The sequence below is a fragment of the Maribacter sp. Asnod1-A12 genome (assembly GCF_045063735.1).
In the GTDB taxonomy this organism is placed as follows: domain Bacteria; phylum Bacteroidota; class Bacteroidia; order Flavobacteriales; family Flavobacteriaceae; genus Maribacter.
This window is the reverse complement of sequence record NZ_JBEFNZ010000006.1, coordinates 3,714,795-3,735,776: the sequence shown is the minus strand read 5'-3', so window position 1 is coordinate 3,735,776 and position 20,982 is coordinate 3,714,795. Positions and strand designations below refer to the sequence as shown.

The window sequence follows — 20,982 nt, the reverse complement described above, 5'->3', positions numbered from 1 at the left end:
TGGTTTAAAAGAATCTTGGTGCGAGAACATTTTTATATCGTGTTAAAAATTCGAACCTTAAAAAGATTTCGAACGATCCATCATTGAAAGACGTACTACCTAGCTCGGTAATTTCACGATCATATGCTAGACCTAACATTAATTTTTTATTTAATTGAAATCCGACTAAAGCACTTAACGCTGCATCCCATCTATAGGCTGCACCTAAAGAAACCTTGTCATGCAACAAAAAGGTAGCAGATAAATCTGCCTGTAATGGCGCACCTTCTACGGCTTTGAAAAGTAGGGCAGGTTTTAATTTTAAGTCAGGATTGATTTCAAAAATGTAACCAGTTATAAAATACCAGTTCATTCGTTCTTGCGCTAGAAATGAATTGCTATTTCCCGACGAATCAAAATGTTCTGTCTGTAGAAAGTTAGGTACAGACAGTCCTGCATAGAATTTTTCGTTATGATAATAAATACCTGCCCCAAAATTTGGAGAAAACTTTTGATCAATATTCATTTGACCAATTGCAGCATTAGATGGGTCATAATTTCTAAGTTGATTAAAGTCTATATTTAATAAATGTCCACCAGCTTTTAATCCAAAAGAAAGCTTTCCGTTTTCAGAAGTAGGTATGGTATATGAGAATACAGCATCAAAATAGGTATCTTGATTAGTTCCGTTTCCAATTTCATCATTTACCACTGATAGTCCTAAGCCTACTCGATTAGAAACTGGTGTATGTACATTAAGTGTTTGTGTGGTGGGTGCACCATCTAACCCTACCCATTGAGATCGGTGTAATGCCGCAATGCTCAGTACCCCTCTTGACCCGGCATAAGCAGGGTTGATAGCAACTGTATTGTACATGTACTGCGTGTACTGTGCATCTTGTTGACCACTTACTGTCCATATGGATATGATTAGTAGAAATGTAACTATTAATATATTTTTCATATTTTTTTATTGTTGGTGGTATGGTGTATTTATCTGTTTATGTACAAATAACCGTTCATTGATGTAGCTCTTTGGTCATTTGAATAATCAATGATATAGAAATACACTCCTACTGGTAGCTCATCATTCTTTTTAATGGTAAATCTACCGTTAGAAATCCCTTTAAAGGCATTGGCACTATTGTCATAGCCAGTGGTTTCATAAACTAGTATTCCCCATCGGTTGTAAACACGAACTGTATTGTTAGGGAACGATTCAATATTATTAATGGTAAATACCCCTCCATTTGTATTCGGGTTAATCAAGTCACTTTCTATACTAATATCACATACAGCATCAACTGGTGGCGTTCCTCCATTAGAGCTACAACCATCAAGTGGGTTTGTACCATCGTTAACTTCTTGACCATCATTGATACCGTCTCCATCAGAATCGTCGTTTTCTGGGTCGGTACCAAAAGCACTTTCTTCAGAAACAGACAACCCATCCAGATCACAATCGCTGGTTGATAGAGGTGTACCTCCGATTGAATCACAATCATTTAAAGGATCGGTTCCATCACTAATTTCTTGGCCATCATTTATACCGTCACCATCTGAATCAGGATTATTCGGGTCGGTTCCAAGATTTACTTCTTGACCATCGGTAACACCATCATTATCTGTATCAGAATTATTTGGATCGGTACCTAAAGTATCTTCTTCTAGGGTAGTTAATTCATCATTATCACAATCACTCGTGGCTAGAGGCGTACCTCCAATAGAATCACAGTCGTCTAATGGATTAGTATTATCAGTAGTTACTTCTTGTCCATCATTGATTCCATCTCCGTCGGTATCGGGATTATTAGGGTCGGTTCCTAGAGAAATCTCATCATTATTGTTGAGTCCATCGTCGTCAAGATCATCATCTGTATTAGCAAGACTATAATTTTTAGTTTCCGTAGCTTCACTGTTATTCCCAGCAGTATCGGTTGTCGTTACACTACCATCTACCGTAGTATCTGCATCTGCTGCCAGTTTGCTTCCTGGCACATCAATACTATAATCTCCAGCTGCATCTACAGTTCCTGTATAATCGGTACCGTCTACGGTTAAGGTAACGGTATCTCCGTCATTGAAATCTCCACTTACTGTTCCCGTTACGGCAACATCGGCACCAGCTTCTGCTGCGTTCAATATGTTATCTGCTGTGATGTCATCTATATCCAAGACTGGTATTGGTAATGTGGCATCTACTGAATATAATTGTGTATCCGTTGCTGTTCCTGAATTCCCTGCAGTATCCGTAGTGGTTACACTACCGTCTACAGTGGTATCTGCATCGGCAGCTAATTTACTTCCTGGTACATCGATACTATAATCTCCAGCTGCATCTACAGTTCCTGTATAATCTGTACCATCTACTGTTAAGGTAACGGTATCTCCGTCATTGAAATCTCCACTTACTGTTCCCGTTACAGCAACATCTGCACCAGCTTCTGCTGCGTTTAGGATGTTATCTGCTGTGATATCGTCTATTTCTAGAACTGGCACTGGCAATGTAGCATCGTATTGAATATCACGCGTAGCCTGAGTTGCAGGATTCCCTCCAAAGTCGCTTACATCTGCAGTGATAGTTTCCGTAGGGTCTAAAGCTTGTATATCTACTACAGGCACATCTAGCGTCCAGGTATTTCCTGAAACAGTAGCTGTATAGTTTTCTCCATTTAAGGTAACCGTTACTATTTGTCCATCTTCCACATTAGTCGTTGTACCGGAAATAGTTACCGGACTATCGTCTTCCGTTGCGTTGATGATATCATCCACAGCAACTGTATTGATTACGATTGCAGGAGCAGTAGTATTTACAGAGTACAATTGTGTATCGGTTGCTGTTCCTGAATTCCCTGCAGTATCCGTAGTGGTTACACTTCCGTCAACTGTGGTATCTGCATCGGCAGCCAGTTTGCTTCCTGGAACATCAATACTGTATGCACCCAGTGCATCAACAGTTCCTATATAATTTGTACCATCTACTATTAAGGTCACCGTATCGCCATCATTGAAATCTCCACTTACAGTTCCCGTTACGGCAACATCGGCACCAGCTTCTGCTGCGTTCAATATGTTATCTGCTGTGATGTCGTCTATTTCTAGAACTGGTGCTGGCAATGTAGCATCGTATTGAATATCACGAGTTGCCTGTGTTGCAGGATTACCTCCAAGGTCGCTTACATCTGCAGTAATAGTTTCCGTAGGGTCTAAAGCTTGCGCTTCCAACGCTGTTATATCGAAAGTCCAAACACCAGCAGTTACGACAGGAGAATAGGTAGTTCCGTTTAAGGTTACGGTTGCAATTTGTCCATCTTCTACATTGGTAGTAGTACCAGAAATAGTGACTGGACTATCGTCTTCCGTTGCGTTGATAATATCATCACCAGCAACTGTATTGATTACGATTGCAGGAGCAGTAGTATTTACAGAGTACAATTGTGTATCGGTTGCTGTTCCTGAATTTCCTGCAGTATCCGTAGTGGTTACACTTCCGTCAACTGTGGTATCTGCATCGGCAGCTAATTTACTTCCTGGCACATCAATACTATAATCGCCAGCTGCATCGATAGTACCTGTATAATCTGTTCCGTCTACGGTTAAGGTAACGGTATCTCCGTCATTGAAATCTCCACTTACTGTTCCTGTTACGGCAACATCGGCACCAGCTTCCGCTGCGTTCAATATGTTATCTGCTGTGATATCGTCTATTTCTAGAACAGGAACTGGCAATGTAGCATCGTATTGAATATCACGAGTAGCCTGTGTTGCAGGATTACCTGCATCATTGGACACATCTGCAATAATCGTTTCAGTAGCATCTAAAGCTTGCGCTTCCAACGCTGTTATATCGAAAGTCCAAACACCAGCAGTTACGACAGGAGAATAGGTTGTTCCGTTTAAGACTACGGTTGCAATTTGTCCATCTTCTACATTAGTTGTTGTACCCGAAATAGTTACCGGACTATCGTCTTCCGTTGCGTTGATGATATCATCCACAGCAACTGTATTGATTACGATTGCAGGAGCGGTAGTATTCACAGAGTACACTTGTGTATCCGTAGCACTTGCTGAGTTACCAGCGGTATCGGTTGTGGTTACACTGCCATCTACAGTTGTATCTGCATCGGCAGCTAATTTACTACCTGGTACATCGATACTGTATGCTCCTAAAGCATCAACAGTTCCCGTATAATCGGTACCATCTACGGTCAAGGTAACGGTATCTCCGTCATTGAAATCTCCATTTACCGTTCCCGTTACGGCAACATCGGTACCAGCTTCCGCTGCGTTCAGGATGTTATCCGCTGTGATATCGTCTATTTCTAAGATTGGTACTGGCAATGTAGTATCTACTGAATATAATTGTGTATCCGTAGCACTTGCTGAGTTACCAGCGGTGTCTGTAGTAGTAACACTACCATCAACAGTTGTATCTGTATCGGCAGCCAGTTTGCTACCTGGGACATCGATACTGTATGCTCCTAAAGCATATCTAATGAATACAGTTGTGTATCCGTAGCACTTGCTGAGTTTCCAGCGGTATCGGTTGTGGTTACACTACCATCTACCGTAGTATCTGCATCGGCAGCTAATTTGCTTCCTGGTACATCGATACTGTATGCTCCTAAAGCGTCTACAGTTCCGGTATAATCTGTACCGTCTACTGTTAAAGTAACGGTATCTCCATCATTGAAATCTCCACTTACTGTTCCCGTTACGGCAACATCGGCACCAGCTTCTGCTGCGTTTAGGATATTGTCTGCGGTGATATCGTCTATTTCTAAGATTGGAACTGGCAATGTGGTATCTAATGAATACAGTTGTGTATCCGTAGCACTTGCTGAGTTACCAGCGGTATCGGTAGTGGTTACACTACCATCTACTGTGGTGTCTGCATCGGCAGCTAATTTGCTACCCGGTACATCAATACTGTAGGCACCTAATGCGTCTACAGTACCTGTATAATCGGTACCATCAACCGTTAAGGTAACGGTATCTCCGTCATTGAAATCACCCGAAACTGTTCCCGTTACGGCAACATCGGCACCAGCTTCTGCTGCGTTCAATATATTATCTGCTGTGATATCGTCGATATCCAAAATTGGAACTGGCAATGCAGCATCATATTGAATATCACGAGTTGCCTGAGTTGCAGGATTACCTCCAAGGTCACTTACATCTGCAGTAATAGTTTCCGTAGGGTCTAAAGCTTGCGCTTCCAACGCTGTTATATCGAAAGTCCAAACACCAGCAGTTACGACTGGAGAATAGGTTGTTCCGTTTAAGACTACGATCGCTATTTGTCCATCTTCGACATTAGTTGTTGTACCCGAAATAGTCACCGGACTATCATCTTCTGTAGCATTGATTATATCATCGCCAGCAACTGTATTGATTACGATTGCAGGAGCAGTAGTATTCACAGAGTACACTTGCGTATCCGTAGCACTTGCTGAGTTACCTGCAGTATCCGTAGTGGTTACACTACCATCTACTGTGGTGTCTGCATCGGCAGCTAATTTGCTACCCGGTATATCGATACTGTATGCTCCTAATGCGTCTACAGTTCCTGTATAATCGGTACCATCAACCGTTAAGGTAACGGTATCTCCGTCATTGAAATCTCCACTTACTGTTCCCGTTACGGCAACATCGGCACCGGCTTCCGCTGCGTTCAATATGTTATCTGCTGTGATGTCATCTATTTCTAGAACTGGCACTGGCAATGTAGCATCGTATTGAATATCACGAGTTGCCTGTGTTGCAGGATTACCTGCATCATTGGACACATCTGCAGTAATCGTTTCAGTAGCATCTAAAGCTTGCGCTTCCAACGCTGTTATATCGAAAGTCCAAACACCAGCAGTTACGACTGGAGAATAGGTCGTTCCGTTTAAAACTACGGTTGCAATTTGTCCATCTTCTACATCGGTTGTTGTACCAGAAATAGTCACAGGACTATCATCTTCCGTTGCATTGATGATATCATCCACAGCCACTACATTGATTGCAATAGTTGGAGTCGTTACATCATGCTGGATATCTCTCGTTGCTTGTGTTGCAGGATTGCCTGCATCATTAGACACATCAGCAGTTATCGTTTCAGTAGCATCTAAAGCTTGCGCTTCGGGAGCAGTTATATCGAAAGTCCACGTATTCCCTGTTACCACTGGAGAATATGTCGTTCCGTTTAAGACTACGGTTGCTATTTGTCCATCTTCGACATCGGTTGTTGTACCACTTATTGTCACTGGACTATCATCTTCCGTTGCATTAATAATATCATCGACAGCAACTACATTAATTGTAATTACTGGAGTCGTTACATCATGCTGAATATCACGAGTTGCTTGTACCGCTGGATTCCCTGCAGCATTAGACACATCCGCTGTAATTGTTTCGGTAGCGTCTAAAGCTTGCGCTTCGGTAGCGGTTATATCGAAAGTCCATGCATTACCTGTTACTACAGGAGAATAGGTAGTTCCGTTTAAGACTACGGTTGCTATTTGTCCATCCTCTACATCGGTAGTGGTACCAGAAATAGTCACCGGACTATCGTCTTCCGTTGCATTAATAATATCATCTACCGCCACTACATTAATAGCGATAGTTGGAGTCGTTACATCATGCTGAATATCACGAGTAGCCTGAGTTGCTGGATTCCCTGCAGCATTGGATACATCAGCAGTTATCGTTTCATTCGCATCTAAAGCTTGTGCTTCTAACGCTGTTATATCGAAAGTCCATGCATTCCCTGTTACTACAGGAGAATAGGTAGTTCCGTTTAAGACTACGGTTGCAATTTGTCCATCTTCCACATTGGTAGTAGTACCAGAAATAGTGACTGGACTATCATCTTCCGTTGCATTGATTATATCATCGACAGCAACTACATTAATTGCGATAGTTGGAGTTGGAACTACGGTAACATTTACAGTAGCGGTATCCGTATCATTATTTGCATCTGTTATTGTATAGGTAAAAGAATCTGCTCCGCTATAACTAGCAGCAGGTGTATACAATACCGTATCATCTGTTGGATCTAATGGCGTACTATTATCATCTATTGAAACCGTACCTCCATTTGTAGTTGTTGTACTTGGAAGTGTAATTGCTCCGGAATTAGGACCGTCACCACCAAAGGTATCAGGGCCGTTACCATTATTAGCTAATACGTCAATACTATTATTACTTGTATCCTGAGCGATTGAAACCTCATCATCTTGAGCAGTTGGCAGACTATTCACAGCCACATTAACGGTTACCGTAGCGGTATCGCAATTTGTTAGGTTGTCAATATCCGTATCACAAATTTGGTAGTTAACAGTGTAAGAACCTGTGCCTGTATTATTCGCCACATCTACAGAACCATCTCCATTAACCGTTAAAGGACCATTGGTAACAGGGGTGATGGTTACACTAGCTGGGTTAAGTGCTGCACCGTTAAACTCATCATTATCAAATACGTTCAATACATCTGTAACTCCTGTAAAACCTTCAATGGCTGTAATCCCCGCTACATCATTTATTGCATCTACATTATTTATAACTGTTAAGGTAGCTTCAGCTTCTTCCGAACAGGTATTATTGGTGCTGCTAACTAGTACCTTGTAGATATTACCATCCATAATTAAGGTAACATCTGAAATTGTTAAACTAGCATTTGTAGCTCCAGATATGTTTGAAAAAGTAGATCCTGAATTTGTACTCACTTGCCATTGGTAGGTTAAACCAGCATCTGCATTAACATCATAAGTTGGTGTTCCAGAAGTATATGAAGAGGCATCTAGGGCAGAAGCTACTACTGTAAAAGTAGCATCATCTCCAACTCGTTCCTCTTGGTCTGTAGGAGCAGTATCAATACTTGTTTCTGCAGCGGTTGTAATACCGGTAGTAGTACCTGTATACGCAGTAGTTGCACCAGTAACACGACCATCTGTATCGTACCCAGAACCATCTACTTCTCCATCATTATTAGCATCTAAATGACCTGCTTCTAAAGTATCTGTACAACCATCGTTATCAGAATCTGTATCTAAATGGTTGGCAATACCATCGTCATCAGTATCACATGAGTAATTGTTTGCACTTGCGATTAATGTTGTTGAAACATTCCAATCATCATTATCGGCTGTCATAGAATAACAAATATCTATTGATGTGGCTCCTGACCATGGTACTGTTACCGTAAGTGTGGTAAATGAACCACTCGTAGTTGAGATTGGAAAAGTAGCTAACGATGCCGTAGCTCCATTTAATGTAGTTACAGTTGCATCTGAACTTATATTATCGTTAGGGTTTCTAAAAGTAGCATATTCAGTGCCGTTGATTGTAAAATCTAAGTCGGCATAACGTCCATTTATAATGTTGTCACTATTGCCATTTGTTCGAATGGATAGTTCAAATGTAAGTTTTGTGGCATTTGAAACCGATGAGACATCGTTTACCGTATAACATAATGTCGCATTGTTTGCTCCGTTAGATTGATTCTGAGCACTTGACCCATCGCCAACAGCCGACCAACCTGACCCTTTTGTCCAATTGTTATAATCAGCATCTACAACTGGTAGTGCACATTCATTTGTATCTAAAATACCATCATTATCATCATCTTCATCACAATAATCGCCAACTAAATCTCCATCACTATCCACATAAGATGGGTGGGAAGGATCGCATGGACTACATTCATCTGCCTGTTGGGTATTGTCAAGTGAAGTACCAATACCTTGAGAAGTTCCTGAAGGAATACCATCACCATCTACCGCAGCGGTTAATCTTAAATTTGAATCTATATCTGCATAGGTATAGGTACCATTGCCTTCTAAGGCATCTGGGCAACCATCATTATCTGAATCAGTATCTAAATGATTTGCGATACCATCATTATCTGTATCTGTTGCTGGACACAATCTAAAAATAACTACACTGGCATTATCTGTTGTGAAGAACTCTACAAAAGAGGCATAGCCATCAGATTCCCATATTTCGGTACCGGCATCATTACTTGCAGAAGAGGCATCTCTTTCCACATAATATTCATTGCCTTGATTGATAGAAGTAAAGCCTGTATTAAGAGTTCCTGTAAAACTGAACTTTTCTCCGTTTGAACGTATACCTTCTTTACTACCCACAGAAGTGAGTCCAGAACCATGGTCTATTCTTAATCTTGATGGTATTGTACCTGATATAGCAATCGATGAAGCTGGGTTTGAACCTGAAGTGTTCCAAGAACTACCTGTGGCATTCACGTAGGCATCTGTAAGCGTTAGTATTACAGCCCCAGTGCTTAACCCAAATAGATTACTTACATCATGTACCGCACTAGCAATTACCTCGTTACCTGTATACCCTAAATCACTGGGTCTTACAACGGTATAACCTGTACAGGTATCTTCTTCAGTATCTAAAATACCATCATTATCATCGTCTTCATCACAAAAATCTCCTACTAAATCTCCATCACTATCTACATAAGATGGGTGAGAAGGGTCACATTCACTACATTCATCTGCCTGTTGGGCATTGTCTAGTGAAGTACCAACACCTTGAGAAGTTCCTGAAGGAATACCATCACCATCTACGGCAGCTGTTAATCGTAATTCAGAATCTAAATCTGCATAGGTATAATTGCCATCGCCTTCTAAAGCATCGGGACAACCGTCATTATCACTATCTGAATCAAAACAATCTCCTATACCATCCCCATCTGAATCAATTTGAGGGACGACATATAAATCGTATCGAGAAGTAACTCCTGTAGGTGTGTCATTTGTTGTTGTAAACGTAATACTAGAAGTTGTACTTAGAGAATTCCATGTAAAGAAATTAGGTGAATTAGATGTATCTCCAGTAGATGTGGTTCTTTGAACCCTGTATTCATTTGGAACAGAATTATCTTCTATAAACTGAGCTTCTAAAGGAGCTGTTTGTTCGTAAACTGTTCCATCGGAAATAATACCATCATAAGCCATTTCCGTTGGTATATTCGGACCATGTAACGCTCTAAAATACAAGGCTCTTGTTCCTGAAAAAGTAAAGTTAGGATAAGCACCATTGTTTCCAGGATCTGTAACGTCTGTAGCCCAATAAGTTTGTGCTGAATTTTCTGAAATGTTGCTTACATCTAAAATTATATTACCTACGGGTAACCCGAACTCTGCACTAATATCAATATCAGATTCAGAATAATTTAAGACTCTTCCGGATCCACTAGCTGCTGAAAAAGCAGAACTGTATGTTTTTAAAACATCTGGAGTAATATTTACAAAACCAGACTCATCTATACATTCTACGGTATCTAAAATACCATCATTATCATCATCTTCATCACAATAATCGCCCACTAAATCTCCATCACTATCTGCGTAAGATGGGTGGGAAGGATCGCATGGACTACATTCATCTGCCTGTTGGGTATTGTCTAGTGAAGTACCAGCACCTTGAGAGGTTCCTGAAGGAATACCATTACCATCCACGGTAGCTGTTAGTCGTAATTCTGAATCTAAATCTGAATAGGTATACGTTCCATCGCCTTCTAAAGCATCTGGGCAACCGTCGTTATCAGCGTCTGTATCTAAATGGTCAGCTGTTCCGTCACCATCTGTATCAATAGAAGTAAAAGTAGCACTTGTTTCTTCTAAAATTAAATTATCCATTAAAACAGCTTCAGATACTCCTGAAGTTGGAGTGAAAAATAATCTGTCAATATCACTACTTGGTGTGAATGTGAAAGTTATAGTTGTCCATCCGTTACTATATTCATCAACAGGACCGTAAAGGCCTACATATTCAATACCAGGGTTACCATCATCTAAAGCTCCAACAGTTGTACCATCTTGATAAAGATTATTAGCATCAATGTAATCTAAATCAGAATAATTATAAATTCCATCACTATCGTCATCACCTTCTATTGCTGTATTACCAACATTAATTGTGTAAAACTCTATTGATGCAGAAGTAGCTGAAAAGTTAGAATCAAATGTACTAGCAGCCATGTCAAATGTAAATATATACTCAACACCGGCAAGTAGTGGAGCTGCTAAATTATGTACTACAACTTCTCTTGTGTTTGCAGAAGAAGTATCATATGATTCAGAAGCACCATCGCCTGAATGGAAACCAATATAATAATCACCATCAGAAGCAGAAAAACCACTTATGGTTGTATTGTCATATAAATCAGCGGTACCCCAAACTAAATCCCAATCATCAACAGCCACTCCAACATTTCCTGTTCCTGGCCCTAAAAAAGAGCCACCTCGAGAGTTACCTATCGTAGGATCGTTACTTTCAAAACTAGGGTTTGCTAGATAGTTTGTTACCGTTTCAGAATACCCTTCATCTGTATCTAAAATACCATCATTATCGTCGTCGTCATCACAATTATCAAAATAGCCATCGTTGTCAGTATCTATAGAACCACAAGGGTCAATTATACCATCATCTCTATAATCTACTTGGGGATCACCAGAGTTTTGCGTGTTAGGTAAAAGCGTTGGATCATCGATAGTACCATTAGGGTCTGAATAATCTGCTGTAGCATCGGTATTATCATCTAAACCATCATTATCTGCATCGGCATTTGCTAATGTTAAACCGGCTTCGGTAGTATCGTCAGCACCTTCGTTATCGCTATCTAGATCTAAGTAATCTGGCGTATCTGCGCCATCTGTATTTTCAGGAGTAATACCACCTAAATAAGCAGAGTTTACCCCTTTATTTGTTTCATATGTTGCTACGTCATCTGCAATTGGTGCAGTATAACCAGTTGTTGTCTGTGCTTCTATATTATCTGGCAGTCCGTCACCATCACTATCCAAATCTAAATAATCGGCAATTCCGTCTGGGGTAGCTTCCGAGTCTAAAATGGTATAATTAACCGTGCCAGCATCCTCATTTCCACCGCCTTGTACAGCATCTGGAACACCATCTGTGCCAACATTCCCTGTGACTTCTCCATTGGTATGTGCAGCATTATGACCTGCTTCTACAGCATCATAAATACCATCGTTATCAGAGTCTAAATCAAAATAATTTGGTACACCATCTAAATCGGTATCGCAAGCCAAAGCGTGCTCAAAACCAACATCATCAAATCGTGTAAGACCTGTGCCGTTCTGGTTATTGTAAATATAAAATCTAAAGTAATAGGTTGTTCCTGCTGTCAAATAATCGTTAGAGGCTATACTATAAGGTAGATAACCATTTGCAATCATGTCATCTATATGTAAATCTTGCACTTTAATTGTTGGACTGCTAAAACTGGCATTGGTATCCATTTCAAGAGTCATATCAAAGTCGCCATAATCTTTTTCAGGACCACTGTTGCTAGAATAAAAACCTATAGCAATATTTTGTGTCCATAAATCTACAGCTGGTGTATATGCAACTTGTACATAATGGTTTGCTGATTTAGCAGCTGCAAAGGTACTTTGGTTGGCATTATCAAATACATAGGTATACTGACTACCAGTTTCATTTAATGATCCAAAAGAAATATTTGCCGCCGAAGTGAAATTTGGACTACTAATTAACGTACGACTGTCATAGGTTGCATAATCAGAATCTCCCGGATCCGTAGTTCCTACAGTTGAAGCATTTGGAGTTTCAGAATCGTTGTGTTCCCATTCAACCCTTGTTTGTGTACATAAGGATAGTTCTTCAGCATCTAAAATACCATCGTTATCATCATCTAGATCGTCTACATCAAGAACTAAATCTCCGTCATTGTCAGGACCAGCAGGACCTCCACAAGCAACAGAATTATCACCATCTGTAACCGCACTGGTCGTACCCGTATACCCGTCGCTACCATCTACGCTACCGTAAGTTGTATAGCCTGTGCCATCAACTTCACCATCTTCATCAGCATCTGTAAAACCAGCTTCTTTAGCATCGGTACATGCATCGCCGTCGGAGTCTTGATTTAGAAAATCAGGTGTTCCGGGAGTAGTTTCTGGTGGTGTTAATGCAGTGCCAGAACAGTCTGTTGTTGAAGAAAAGTCAACTTCAATTCCATAAATCGCTACATCTTCCCAGTAGGTTGTTACCTGTATATATTGTGTATCTGCATTAGTTGTATACGTATATTCAGTTATTGTATTTCCAGTAACTGTATATTCATTATCCAATATGGTTCCTACAGTATTACCACTAGCATCTGTTTGATGTATTTGTCCACTTTGACTACCGCCCGATGCATGTGCCATGAATAAGGTAAATGAAGTGCCAGAAGGTATTAATGTGCCTAAGTCTAATACTAGTTTAGAAGTATTTACACCAGAAACAGCCGCACCCGTATCTGATAAGCCAGTTACACCAGTTGCATTAGCAGGGTTTGTGAATGTATTTTGTACAACATTTGCACCAACAGCATTTAGTGGCCCAGCAGAAGCTACTCCACAACTACCATCATAAATATCTACTAAACCATCACTGTCTAAATCATCTAAATTATCTGCAACCCCGTTATTGTCGGCATCAGTACCGCCAGCTTCAATAATATCATATATACCATCATTATCGGAATCTAAATCTTCTGAATTTGGTATGCCATCACCGTCAAAATCACAGGCAACAGTACCTCCAGATAAAGTAATAGGTATTAATGAAATATCATCTAAGGCTAAATCGTTACCACAACCGCCTGTGTTATTATTAATGAGAACAACTTCTATATTAGTAGAAGTACCTGTATTAAATTCAAAATTATAATTTTGCCATTCGCCGGTTCTGGGAATATCTCCTGTATCAAAAGATGCAATTACTGCACTAGCATTGTCTAAATCTCTAATTTCATATTTTACGTTTGGTAGAATGTAACCACCTGTTTCTCCGTTACAGAAAGTTTCATTAGCCTCGCTATTGGCATTTACCAACCAAGCAGTGAATTTATATGTTGAATCCGGTAAAAGTGTTACTGTTCTGTTATAAAAATCGCCAGAAGTATAGCTGGCATTAACAACCATCATATAGCCAGAACCCGTAGTATGATCGCCTAAATTTGGCTGCCAGCTACCTTCTGGTTGATTTACCAGATTGGCAATCGTGTAATCTCCATCATCCAAAGCGTCCGGAAAATTTGCGAATTCTGTTATGTCATCTCTATAATTATACGTTGTATATCCTGAAGTTAATTCCCCACCAGGATACGAGCCTGTACCAAAATCTTCAGAAAAAACAGCACATGACAGATTTTCTATATCATCTGGTATTCCATCATTGTCATCATCAATATCTTCGGCATTAGATAAGCCGTCTCCATCAATGTTCTCAGGAGTAGCAGATAAAGTCCAAGGAGAAAACTCATTGACACCAGCAATTGTTACTGTATTGTTCGAGAGGCTAGAACTACTAGTCCCTTTTTTCTGCCAAGCGTTAGAAGCTGTATCGTACCTATATGTAAAAAGATTGTTTTCGCCATTTGCAGGCAAATCATCATCTGCATAGGTAAGGGTTAAATTTGCAGTACCAGAACCTGATTTGTCTAACTGCCAAAATCTATTTAATGAGTTGTTTACTAAGCTATTGCTAGACTCGTCTAAGATATTTGTTACATTTTCTGGTTGCGAAGGAAAAGGAGTCATATCCAAACCTGTTGGGTAAGTTGAAACGGTTATTTCTCCTAAATCGCCACTGGCTCTTTCTATAGTTAAAGGTATTTGCACCCCAGATACGGTACCAAAAGGCACTGTATATTCACCACCTGTAGGTGAAGTCTGCCATAAAACCTTACTTTGGTTAAGAACGTCTTCACTAACAATATAACCTTCATCTGAAATAATCGCTCCAATTAGAGAGTTTGTGATTTGTAAAGTATTTGAATTTAAATCTAATTCAACGTTCTTTAAATCAAGTATACCTAGATTGTTACCTGAAATTGACCCACCTACAATAGTATTGACTTCAAGAGTTACTTCATCAACATCAAGAGTTAAATTATAAAATACAGTTGTAGTTGAGCCACCGATGGTTGTAACCGTCGCTGTTTTTGTTAAGTTGACGGTTCCTTCCGAATTAGAAGAAAATACCTGCCCGGTTGAATTGTTGTTCAGCCAATCGCCATCCACACTTATGAATGCACTGTTGGTTATAGAACCTTCGTTTGAAACAAGGAAGTCACCATCATCTACACGAATTGAAGCCCCGTCACCTATGGAAACAGTTGCACCTATTAGGTTAAACCCATCTTGGGCTAACAGGAAGGTTATATTAAAAAATAGAAATAAAATAGTATAATGAACAGTTTTCATATTGTAATGATGGGAGGTTAAAATTGTATTACGAAACTAAACTCGTATTGAGGATTACCTCATTTCTGCCATAACTAAACCAAAGCCAACTTGTAGTGTAACTGCACTTTCATTTGACATGCCGACCAGTCTAAGTTGAACATCTTGTTGTGCAGCAGTATCTATTTCTACCCATGGCGTAGTTACGAGTCCGTTAACAGAAATTGATACACCTGGACCAAAGCTGGTTCCATTTAAATAATTCCATGTACTTCCTCCGTTTGTAGAGTATTGTAATGCAATATCAAGAGTATTTGGACCAGTAATCGTGAGCCCAAACACATTAGCTACCACTCTCATTTCTCTAACTTCTGTTAGATCTAATTGAAATCTATATATTTCCAAACCTAATAGCTCAGTAGGAGTAAGGTTGTTTATACCGGCCCATAAAGATGGTGTAAGACCAGATAATATGGAAGCTGTAGCTGTAGCTGAGCGATTATATAATTCATATGGTCCACCTTGTACGAACATTACCATGTTGTTTACATCGGTATTATAGATCATTAAGCCATCTGGTGGACTTACCAATGCTAAAATTTCTGTTTCTGTCATTCTTGGTATTAGCAAACCACCAGTTGTAGATTGTATGTCTAACGCTGCGGAAGGGTCTGGAGTTAATGTATTAATGCCTACCGATTGAGAATTTATGTTGGTTGCAAAAAATAATATAATACAAGCACTGCATAAACAGTGTAGTATATTTTTTGAGTAAAGGTGATTTTTTAAATAAGTATTCATGATTTTATTAATTTTTAGTTTGGTGGTCAATGATTATTATTGTAATACTAAAGGTTTTATAATGTAGGAAAAATACTGTTATAATATTTATGGTAAATGTATTATTTAACTATTAGGTAGAAACAAAATGTTGTAGTAATGTACCTTTTTGTTGGGAAGTAAGAAAAAACTGATGTGAATGTTATTATTTTGGTAGTAAAAATCCTACTATCTTGTTACCTAATCATTATATAGATGTAATTAATTACATTTATATATTATGGAATAGGGGCAATATTTAACAAGTATTTATTTTTGAAATGTAGGAATTTACCATATTATACCATAAGTATTGACAGTAATTAATACTAAAAATGTATTGGAAATTGATAGTTTTAGATTTGAAAAACTGAAGATATTATTGTCTGTTTTTAATAAGTTTTATAAATTAAGTGAGTATATCACACTTATATTTTTATATTGCTTAACAATTTTATATTAGGCTTTGATGCTGATATCGTAAAATCTAATTTTCATGATAAGATTTCAAAATATCTACCATATCATTTTTGTTTTAATACTCTGTATTTCATGCAAAAAAAATGGGGAAAATGAAGAAGTAAAACCTAACATACTATTAATTGTTGTAGATGATTTGGGTTATGCAGATTTTTCTCCCTTTAAGAATCACGATAATTCAATAGAGACACCACATATTACAGAACTTGGTGAATCTGGTAAGGTGTTTACTCAAGCATATGTAACGGCCCCGGTATGTAGCCCCTCAAGAGCAGGTATACTTACAGGTAAGAATCAGTTTAGGTGGGACAAACCGGCAAGTTGGGGACCAGGTTTACCAGATAGTGTAAAAACCATTGCAGAATACCTAAAAGATGCAGGATATCGTACTGCCAGAATTGGAAAAAATGATTTAGGACGTAATTTTCATAAAAATAATGTTCGAGAATATCCTTTAAATCATGGGTATGATGAGTTTTTAGGTTTCTCTGCTCATGCTCATGATTACTGGTTAGTTTCTAATGAAATAAGAAATCGTACTCCTGATCCATATGGAACAAGTGCATTACTTGGTCCTTTAATGCATAATATGGGGGAGAAGAGTTTTGATGAAGGATACTTAACGGATATACTTACCGATGCTTCGATAGAATTTATAGAGCAAGAAAATGACAAACCCTTTTTTTTAACCCTCTCTTATAATGCTGTTCACCATCTCATTCACGAGGTACCTAAAAAGTATCTAGATAAATATAAAGTGAAAGAAATCCCTAATTATGACCCAGACAGTTTACTGACTTTTGGTAATCATGAAGCTGGTACATACGCTGCTTATTACGATAAATACTCGCGTGTGGGTACAATTCAACACGACGATCTTAGAAAATATTACTTAGCTAACTTAGCATGTCTGGATGATAATATTGGTAGAGTTTTAGAAGCGTTAAAGTCTAAAGAACTTCAAGAAAATACTTTGATTCTTTTTATTTCTGATAATGGGGGGTCGCCTTTGACAGGAGCTAATAATATGCCACTTACAGGAGGTAAATATTCATTATGGGAAGGGGGTATCAGAGTACCTATGGTTTTAAGTTGGCCTGGCAGGATTAAAGAGAATTCTATTGAAAACCGTTACGTATCGGCAACTGATATTTTACCCACTTTGGTCAATGCTGTAGGGCTCAATTTAAGTGATCCTGAACTTGATGGTATAGATTTGTTAAAACCACAAAAAGATAGATTACTGGTCTGGAAATGGCAAAAAACTTGGGCTGTACGTAAGGGTGATTGGAAGTTGACAAATGCTAAAGAAAATCATTGGAAAAGTGAACCCTCGGCTCAATACGTTAAACCAATTGTAGATAATATGAATTTAAAACTATTCAATGTAGAAACTGATCCTGGTGAACGTAAAGATTTGTCGAAGAATTACCCTGAAATAGTTGCTGAACTAGAGTATGCATTTAATAGCTGGTGTAAAGAAAACATTAAATAATAGCTTATTAATGCCTGTCTATGTTAACAAACCCCAATTTTATTGAAATTATTCTACCTTGCTTTTAACTTTAAATAAATAGGTTTGCCTAGAATTAATTTAAAAATAAAGTTTCCTTTCTTACCAGATTACTTTTGTCATTATTTAAGTGTGATGATTTTAATTTTGGCTCCTTTATTCTTATGCTCACAAGAGACTTCTCCTATAATTAAATTTTCATCAATAGATTACGGCGCCGAAAATCAAAATTGGGATATTACCCAAGATTCTCGAAACTTTATATATGTAGCCAATAATGCAGGTCTTCTAGAGTTTAACGGGTCTCGTTGGGAGCTACATAAATCGCCCAATAATACTGTTATTCGTTGTGTTGTTTCTGCTAACGATAGAATTTACACCGGTAGCTTTATGCAATTCGGTTTTTGGGAAAAAGATGATACAGGGCAATTAATATATCAATCCTTATCAGACTCCATAAAATCAGATTTATTTGAAGATGAAATTATATGGAATATTGAAAAATTTGAAAAGTATATTGTTTTTCAATCTTATGATCACGTTTATTTTTATAATACCGATAGTAATGAAGTAAAATTTACAACGGACAAAAAGAATAATTATAGGTTATTTAAAGTCAATAATGAATTATATATTCAAAAATATGATGGTCGTATTTTACATCTAGAAAACGGAAATGAAAAACTTATAGCTAAAATACCCGAAGAGCTTAATGTTAAGTTTCTACTAAGTATGTTTTTTGTTGATAATCAATTAGTGGTATTGACTCGTACTAAAGGTTTATATAAAATTGAAAATCAAACTTTAGTTAGATGGAAAATACCTGCAGATACATTATTAGAAAAATCTAGAGTATTTAGTGGTATTCAATTAGAAGATAAAAGCTTTATGCTTGGCTCTATATCAAAGGGTATTATAACGTTATCAAAAGAGGGCAAGGTAACTAATATTGTAAACCAATCTAAAGGGTTAAGTAACAATACGGTTTTAGATTTATTTGAAGACAAAGATGGTAATGTATGGACAGGTTTAGATAACGGTCTAGATTGTTTAAATATGAGGTCTTACATTAAAGAGTATAATGACCGTGACGGTACCGTTGGTACAATCTATGCATCTACAATTCATGATCAAAAATTATATGTTGGTACCAATCAAGGTTTGTTTTATAAGAATTTGAATACCGATGAATCTTTGAAATTTATCAAAGGTACAGAAGGTCAAGTTTGGTCGGTTTATACAGATGATAAAGAACTTCTGTGTGGTCATAATTCCGGTGTATTTGTGGTGACTGGTAATAAAGCAAAACTAATAACTGACATTGCCGGGGTTTGGAATTTTAAACCCATTCCAAATCAAAAAGGTAAACTACTTTTTGGGCATTATTCTGGTATTGCAGTTTTAGGAAAAGATGGAAATGATTGGAAATTAGATGCTAAAATAAAAGGTTTTGAAATTTCTTCACGGTTTTTAGAAATAACTGATGACGGAAGTATTTGGGTAAATCACGAAAATAAGGGTGTTTATAAAATGTTGTTGAATAGAGATTTAACTGTATTTGATAATGTGGAGTTACTTCATAACGTACCAAAAGGCAAAAGTTCTGCCCTAACAAAAACTAACAATAGCCTATTATACAGTAATGATGAGGGTATTTTTAAGTTACATGCAGACGCGACTACATTTATTCGTGATACTACATATAGTAGGTTAATTCCTGAAGGGGAATATCATTCTGGTAGGTTGGTTTTTGATAAGAAGCAGCGCCTTTGGAGTTTTAATCAAAACGATATAAGTTATTCTCAAAAAGGACCATTGAATGATATGGTCGATATAAAGATTATACCTATAGATAAAAACCATAGAAAGACTACCATAAGTTTTGAAAACATTAGTAATCTTTCTAAAAACCAATATATTCTTGGTAAAACAAATGGATATTTATTAATCGATTTAGATAAAGTTACCGATAGGTCTCACCAAATTTTCTTGGATAAAGTTAAAATTAGAACTGAAGATAATTCATATTCGAATATATCAAAAGAGCACGAAGGGCAGTTTAAATTCAATGAATCTTCATTGAGTTTTAGTTACAATGTTCCTAATTATGATAAGTATACTAATGTTACTTATCAATATCAATTAGTTGGTTTTGCCGATGTTTGGAGCGATTGGAGCGAAGAATCAACAATATCCTTCGAAAAATTACCATATGGCGATTATGTTTTTAAGGCCAAATCTAAAATTGGTAAGCAAACATCAACGAATACGGTAGAATATAGATTCAATATTGCAAAACCTTTTTACCTCTCTAATCTTGCACTTTTAGGTTATTTATTATGTTCAATTGCCTTAGGTGTACTAATACACAAATCATATAAGCGATATTATCATAGGCAAAATGAAAAACTTATACTAGAGAATAAACGTCAATTACAGATTCAAGAAATTGAAAGTAAGGAAGAGATGATGCATCTTAAAAACGAAAAGCTAAATCAAGATATAGAAAGTAAAAACAGAGAACTGGCTATTTCAACGATGAGTGTGATAAAGCGTAATGAAGTTTTACGAAAAGTGAAAAAAGAGCTTAAAAAGGAAAATAAACTTATTGATGATAACCATCCTGTAATTAAACTCATAGACAAGAACTTGAATAGTTCAAAAGATAAGAAGATGTTTATGGATGCTTTCAATAATGCGGATAAAGAATTCTTGACCAGAGCAAAAGAGATACACCCTGAACTTTCTGCAAATGATTTAAAATTTTGTGCATACCTAAGGCTTAACCTTTCTTCAAAAGAAATAGCTCCTTTATTGAATATATCTGTTAAAAGTGTAGAGGTTAGAAGATCGCGATTAAGAAAGAAACTGAACCTAAATAGAGATACTAATCTAATTGACTATATTATTACAATTTGATACTGGAGAACACCACTACATTACCACTACATAGCT

Annotated in this window: 6 protein-coding genes; 2 read left to right on the top strand and 4 right to left on the bottom strand. The window is 37.7% G+C overall.

Translation table 11 applies throughout. The features are described 5' to 3' along the window. Nucleotides 1-4: 4 nt before the first annotated feature. From ACJJVP_RS16080 to ACJJVP_RS16065, 4 genes are read right to left on the bottom strand one after another with little or no spacing between them, the layout of a single operon-like run. Nucleotides 5-943, bottom strand: a complete 939-nt coding sequence (locus ACJJVP_RS16080; RefSeq protein ID WP_405415210.1) for a type IX secretion system membrane protein PorP/SprF — start codon at nucleotides 941-943, stop codon at nucleotides 5-7. Nucleotides 944-972: 29 nt separating this feature from the next. Beyond that, a complete protein-coding gene (locus ACJJVP_RS16075) occupies nucleotides 973-4,428 on the bottom strand; it encodes an Ig-like domain-containing protein (protein WP_405416220.1) in 3,456 nt (1,151 codons plus the stop codon). A 32-nt stretch (nucleotides 4,429-4,460) separates the two neighbouring features. Then, the gene (locus tag ACJJVP_RS16070; protein WP_405415208.1) at nucleotides 4,461-15,236 is read right to left on the bottom strand and encodes a beta strand repeat-containing protein; all 10,776 of its coding nucleotides are present in this window, start codon (nucleotides 15,234-15,236) and stop codon (nucleotides 4,461-4,463) included. Nucleotides 15,237-15,290: 54 nt separating this feature from the next. Further along, on the bottom strand, nucleotides 15,291-16,016 hold the full coding sequence (locus ACJJVP_RS16065) for a hypothetical protein (protein ID WP_405415206.1): 726 nt from the start codon (nucleotides 16,014-16,016) through the stop codon (nucleotides 15,291-15,293). Between the two features lie 514 nt (nucleotides 16,017-16,530). Between ACJJVP_RS16065 and ACJJVP_RS16060 the strand changes: the two genes are divergently transcribed. Next, nucleotides 16,531-18,009 (top strand): sulfatase, encoded by a 1,479-nt coding sequence (locus tag ACJJVP_RS16060; RefSeq protein WP_405415203.1) that lies wholly within the window; start codon nucleotides 16,531-16,533, stop codon nucleotides 18,007-18,009. A gap of 153 nt (nucleotides 18,010-18,162) precedes the next feature. Further along, nucleotides 18,163-20,946 (top strand): triple tyrosine motif-containing protein, encoded by a 2,784-nt coding sequence (locus ACJJVP_RS16055; RefSeq protein WP_405415201.1) that lies wholly within the window; start codon nucleotides 18,163-18,165, stop codon nucleotides 20,944-20,946. The last annotated feature ends 36 nt before the right edge of the window (nucleotides 20,947-20,982 follow it).

Coding starts and splice junctions, on each gene's coding strand:
- ACJJVP_RS16070 (WP_405415208.1), bottom strand. CDS start 15,236: ATGAAAACTGTTCATTATACTATTTTATTTCTATTTTTTAATATAACC.
- ACJJVP_RS16060 (WP_405415203.1), top strand. CDS start 16,531: ATGATAAGATTTCAAAATATCTACCATATCATTTTTGTTTTAATACTC.
- ACJJVP_RS16055 (WP_405415201.1), top strand. CDS start 18,163: ATGATTTTAATTTTGGCTCCTTTATTCTTATGCTCACAAGAGACTTCT.
- ACJJVP_RS16065 (WP_405415206.1), bottom strand. CDS start 16,016: ATGAATACTTATTTAAAAAATCACCTTTACTCAAAAAATATACTACAC.
- ACJJVP_RS16080 (WP_405415210.1), bottom strand. CDS start 943: ATGAAAAATATATTAATAGTTACATTTCTACTAATCATATCCATATGG.